This window comes from Nocardiopsis yanglingensis (assembly GCF_045809185.1).
GTDB classification, from domain to species: domain Bacteria; phylum Pseudomonadota; class Gammaproteobacteria; order Xanthomonadales; family Xanthomonadaceae; genus Stenotrophomonas; species Stenotrophomonas yanglingensis.
Map to the genome: position 1 here is coordinate 1 of NZ_JBJNRH010000029.1, position 4988 is coordinate 4988.

The 4988-nt window shown below is 66.5% G+C and carries 4 protein-coding genes; 1 reads left to right on the forward strand and 3 read right to left on the reverse strand.

The window, feature by feature from the left end; translation table 11 throughout:
* Positions 1-879: IS110 family transposase (locus ACJ7C5_RS20960; protein WP_412704923.1), on the forward strand; the 879-nt coding region annotated here is incomplete at its 5' end.
* Positions 880-907: 28 nt separating this feature from the next.
* On the opposite strand, the gene otsA is transcribed toward ACJ7C5_RS20960, so the two are convergent.
* Genes otsA through otsB form a run of 3 tightly spaced genes read right to left on the reverse strand, consistent with a single transcriptional unit; the run spans position 908 to position 4848 of the window.
* The gene (gene otsA, locus ACJ7C5_RS20965) at positions 908-2272 is read right to left on the reverse strand and encodes an alpha,alpha-trehalose-phosphate synthase (UDP-forming) (protein WP_032128815.1); all 1365 of its coding nucleotides are present in this window, start codon (positions 2270-2272) and stop codon (positions 908-910) included.
* Positions 2269-4050 carry a glycoside hydrolase family 15 protein gene (locus tag ACJ7C5_RS20970; protein ID WP_412704939.1) on the reverse strand — a complete coding sequence of 594 codons (1782 nt, stop codon included), beginning with the start codon at positions 4048-4050 and terminating at the stop codon, positions 2269-2271. Before ACJ7C5_RS20970 ends, otsA begins: the two co-directional genes overlap by 4 nt.
* Positions 4051-4089: 39 nt before the next feature.
* Positions 4090-4848 (reverse strand): trehalose-phosphatase, encoded by a 759-nt coding sequence (gene otsB, locus ACJ7C5_RS20975; protein WP_088026910.1) that lies wholly within the window; start codon positions 4846-4848, stop codon positions 4090-4092.
* Positions 4849-4988: the final 140 nt, after the last annotated feature.

Here is a 4988-nt window from a genome sequence, read left to right on the forward strand (position 1 = left end):
CTGGATGTTGCCGTCCATGAACAGGCCTTTCGCCAGTTCAAGAACAGCAAACGTGGCTGGAATAGCCTGATCCGGTGGTTGCAGCAGTGGCCAGCCAAGCAGGTCGTGCTCGAGGCCAGTGGCGGCTACGAGCAAAAGGCACTGGATGCGCTGCATGAAGCAGGCCTGCCGATGGTACGAATCAATCCTGGCCGTGGCCGCAGCTTTGCCTCAGCCACGGGAAAGCAGGCCAAGACCGATCGTATTGATGCCATGGTGCTGGCCCACATGGCCGATGCCCTAAAGCTGACCCGCTACGTACCGCCAGCGGCTTGGCAGCGCCGTCTGGGTGAGCTGTGCCAGCGACGTCGCCACCTGGTCCAGATGCGGGTGAGCGAGCATCAGCGCATGCGCGCGTTCAGCGAACCCGGCCTGATTTCCATGCTGAATCAGCACCTGCGCGAGATCCAGAAAAGCATCAAGCAGCTCGACGCCACCATCGCAGCGCTGCTGGCCGAACAGGAAGGATGGCGTGACTTTGCCAAGCTCAAAGGTGCCGGCCCGGTGTTGATGGCAACCCTAGCCTGCGAGCTCCCAGAGCTGGGCAAGCTCAGCGGGAAAGCCATCTCGGCCTTGGTAGGGGTTGCCCCCATGAACCGCGAAAGCGGCACCTGGAAAGGGAGACGGAGCATTAGCGGTGGCCGCGCCGTTGTACGCGAAGCGCTCTACATGGCGGCGCTGACCGCCAAACGCTATGAGCCTCGGCTCAAGGAATTTTTTGAATCCCTCGTCAAGCAGGGCAAGCCGGGCAAGGTGGCTTTGGTCGCGGTGATGCGCAAGATGCTGGTGATCCTCAACGCCCGCAAAAGGGATGCGGAGGCCCAGATGGCCTCCGCCTGACAAGACAGTTGCTACAGGAACGCGTGCTTCAACCCTCCAGCGCGTCCAGGTAGCTGCGGCGCCAGTGGTTGATGTCGTAGGTGCGCAGGTGCTCCATCATCGCGTGCCAGCGTTCCTTGCGCCGGCGCAGCGACATTGTTGCCGCGGTGGCAATGGCATCGGCCACGCCGTCCAGGTCATGCGGGTTCACCAGCAGTGCCTGCTTCAGTTCGTCGGCGGCGCCGGCCAGCAGCGACAGCACCAGCACACCCGGATCCTCCGGGTCCTGCGAGGCCACGTACTCCTTGGCCACCAGGTTCATGCCATCGCGAAGTGGCGTGACCAGGCCGACCGCCGCCGCCCGGTAGAAGCCCGTCAGCGTCGCATGGGTGAAGTTCTGGTTGACGTAGCGCAGCGGCGTCCAGTCGGGCTCAGCGTGGCCACCGTTGATGTGGCCGGCGATCTGTTCCAGCTGGCTGCGCAGCTGCCGGTACTCGGTGACGTCACCGCGCGAGACCGGCGCGATCTGCAGGTAGGTCAGCGAGCCGCGTTGATCCGGATGGCGCTCCAGATAGCGCTCGAAGCCGAGGAAGCGCTCGGGCAGGCCCTTGGAATAGTCCAGGCGATCCACGCCGATCGCCAGCTGGCGGTCACGCAGGCTGTTGCGCAGGTTCTTTACGGCGGCCTTGGTGGCGGCGGTACCGGCCTGGCGTGCGATCAGCTCGGTGTCGATGCCGATCGGGAAGGCCGCGGCACGGAAGCGGCGCCCGCCCGGTGCTTCCAGTTCGCCGTTGTCGAGTACGCGGCCGCCGCCGAACAGGCGCAGGTAGGTCTGGAAGCGATCGGCGTCGCGCTGGGTCTGGAAGCCGACCAGATCGTAGGCATACAGCGCGGAGAACAGCCGCAGGTGGTCGGGCATCGCCTGCAACAGGTCGGCCGAGGGCATCGGGATGTGCAGGAAGAAGCCGATGCGGCAGCCGATGCCACGCTCGCGCAGCAGCGCGCCGAGCGGGATCAGGTGGTAGTCGTGGATCCAGACGATGTCATCCTCACGCAGCAGCGGCGCGAGCTTGTCGGCGAACAGTGCATTGACCTTGTGGTAGGTCTCGCGGGTGCCGCGATCGTAATCGACCAGATCCAGGCGGAAATGCAGCAGCGGCCACAACGTACGGTTGGCGAAGCCGTTGTAGTAGCCGTCCACCTCGCGCTTGCTCAGGTCGAGGGTGACGAATTCGATGTCACCGTCCTTCTGTGTGTGCAGCGTACCGCTGCCGTCACGCACGCTCTTGCCGCTCCAGCCGAACCACATGCCGCCGCGTTCCTTCAGCGCGGCCAGCAGGCCCACCGCCAGGCCACCGGCGCGGTTCTCGCCCGGCACAGCCACGCGGTTTGAAACCACCACCAGACGACTCACGATGCCTCCTGCCAGGACCGCGACAGGCGCATCGCGGCGGTGATCAGGCCGACGTGCGAATAGGTCTGCGGGAAATTGCCCCAGGCCTCGCCGCTGTCGAAGGCCAGATCCTCCGACAGCAGGCCCAGGTGGTTGCGCTGCTTCAGCAGCAGTTCGAACATCTCGCGTGCTTCGTCCATGCGCCCGATGGCCGCCAGCGCATCGATGTACCAGAAGGTGCAGATGGTGAAGCTGGTTTCCGGTTCGCCGAAGTCATCCGGTGCGACATAGCGGTACAGCGAATTGCCATGCTTGAGATCGCGCCCGATGGCATCGACGGTGGCGATGAAGCGCGCATCCATCGCGTCGATGAAGCCGATGTCGGCCAGCAGCAGCAGCGAGGCATCCAGCCGATGGCCACCGAAGGTGTCGGTGAAGTGGCCCAGCTCCTCGTTCCAGGATTCGGCCATGATGCGCGCGTGGATGGTGTCGGCACGCTCGCGCCAGTAGTGGGCACGATCATCGCGCTTCAGGCGCACGGCGATCTTGCACAGGCGGTCGCACGCCGCCCAGCACATCGCGCTGGTGTAGGTATGCACTTCGGTGCGGCCGCGGAATTCCCACAGGCCGGCATCGGGTACGTCGTGGAGGGCGAATGCCTGTTCGCCCAAGGGTTCCAGACGGGCGAAGGTGTGCGCATCCCCCGGGTCCTGCAGGCGGCGGTCGAAGAACAGCTGGGTGGAGGCCAGCACCACGCTGCCGTAGACATCGTGTTGGCGCTGCACCCAGGCCAGGTTGCCGCGCCGCACCGGGCCCATGCCACGGTAGCCGGACAGGCTTGGGACTTCGTCTTCGTCCAGCTTGGCCTCGAAGCCGATGCCGTACAACGGCTGCAGCGTGCCGTCGGTGGTGGCCAGGTTGAAGATGTAGCCGAGGAACTGTTCCATCGTGCGCGTTGCGCCGAGGCGGTTCAGCGCACGCACCACGAACGCCGCATCACGCAGCCAGCAGTAGCGGTAGTCCCAGTTGCGCACGCTGCCGGGGGCTTCCGGTATGGAGGTGGTCATCGCCGCGATGATCGCGCCGCTGTCCTCGTACTGGCACAGCTTCAGGGTGATCGCACTGCGGATCACCGCGTCCTGCCATTCCAGCGGAATGGACAGGTAGCGCACCCATTCGCGCCAGTAGTCGCGGGTGCGCTGGAAGGCCTCCTGCACGTAGCCGCTGATCGAGCGGTTGAGCGACTCATCCACGCCCAGGATCAGGTGGATGGGATGGTTGAGTACGAACGGCAGGCCGTCGCGTACGAAGCGCACCGGCACGTCGGTGGTCAGCCGCAGCACATGCTCGGGCAGAATCCAGCGCACATGGTTGCTGCCCCAGGTGGACTCCGGCACGCGCGCGCCCCAGTCGGCCAGCGGGCGTGCGTGCACGGTGATGCGTGGGCTGCCGGCCAGCGGGCGCACCTGGCGGATCAGGCTGACCGGGCGGTAGAAGCGATCGTTCTGGCGCCAGCGGGGGGCGAAATCGAGGATTTCCAGTTCGCCACCGTGCGCGTCGCGCAGCACGGTGCGCAGGATCGCGGTGTTGGTCAGGTATTGCTGCTCGCTGCTGGCGAAGTCCTCCAGCTCGATGGCGAAGTCGCCACCGGTCTGCTGGTTGGGGCCGAGCAGGGCACAGAAGGTGGGGTCGCCGTCGAAGGTGGGCAGGCAGCTCCAGACAACGCGGGCACGTTTGTCGACCAGGGCGCCGAAGCTGCCGTTGCCGACCACGCCCAGATCAAGATCGGGTTGGGTCATCACGCGGTACATCTCGGTTGCGGCCGTGGGGTGGCCGGGTCAATAGGCATTCTCACGCAGCCAGGCGTGCACGCTGCGTATGTCGGGCAGCGCGAACACCGCCTTGCTGGGTTCCCGTTCGCCCACCAGCACGCTCCAGCCATGCTGGCCGTTGGCAGCGTCGAAGCCGAATTCATCGGTCAGGTCATCGCCGAGGAACACCGGCAGGCGGCCGCGGAACGGCAGGTACTGCATCATCCGGCGCACGGCACGGCCTTTGTCGGTGCCGACGGGCACGAACTCGACCACGTGGTCGCCGGGCTGCAGGCGGTAGCTGGCACGACCACGCACGTGGCGGTCGGCGAAGGCGCGGACGTCGCTGCCGGCATGCGGCGCGCCGCGCCAGTGCAGGGCCAGGCCGACGCCCTTGTCTTCCACCAGCACGCCGGGATGCCCATGGGCAAAGCGCATCGCCTGCTGGTGCAGCGCGTGCAGCCACTCGGCGGTGTCGTCGTCGTGTTCGTCGCGCAGCACACGACCATCCTCGCCACGCAGTTCGTGGCCATGCAGGCCGGCGGCGGGCAGCTTCAACGGCGCGAACAGTTGATCCAGCTGTTCAAGCGGGCGACCACTGACCAGTGCCACGGCACCTTCCAGGCGGTCGCTGATGCGGCCGATGGCTTCACGCACATCCGGCAGCAACTGCACGGCATCCGGGCGTGCAGCGAATTCGATCAGGGTGCCGTCGACATCGAGGAACAACGCGCAGGCGTCGTCCAGCAATGGCGGTGGCGGACGCAGGGGGAGCGGTTCAGCCATGACGCCCAGCTTGCCAGCGTGGGCGTGTACGTGGGGTCGAGGGCAGGCTACGAATCAGGGTAGTGGCGGGGGGGGGGGGGGGCCCCCCGGGGGGGGGGGGGGGGGCCGCCGCCACCCATGCGGGGGGGCCCCCCCCCCCC

What these genes read in the sequence shown, in the direction of transcription:
- otsB (WP_088026910.1), bottom strand. Translation starts at nt 4,848, where the DNA reads ATGGCTGAACCGCTCCCCCTGCGTCCGCCACCGCCATTGCTGGACGAC.
- ACJ7C5_RS20970 (WP_412704939.1), bottom strand. Translation starts at nt 4,050, where the DNA reads ATGACCCAACCCGATCTTGATCTGGGCGTGGTCGGCAACGGCAGCTTC.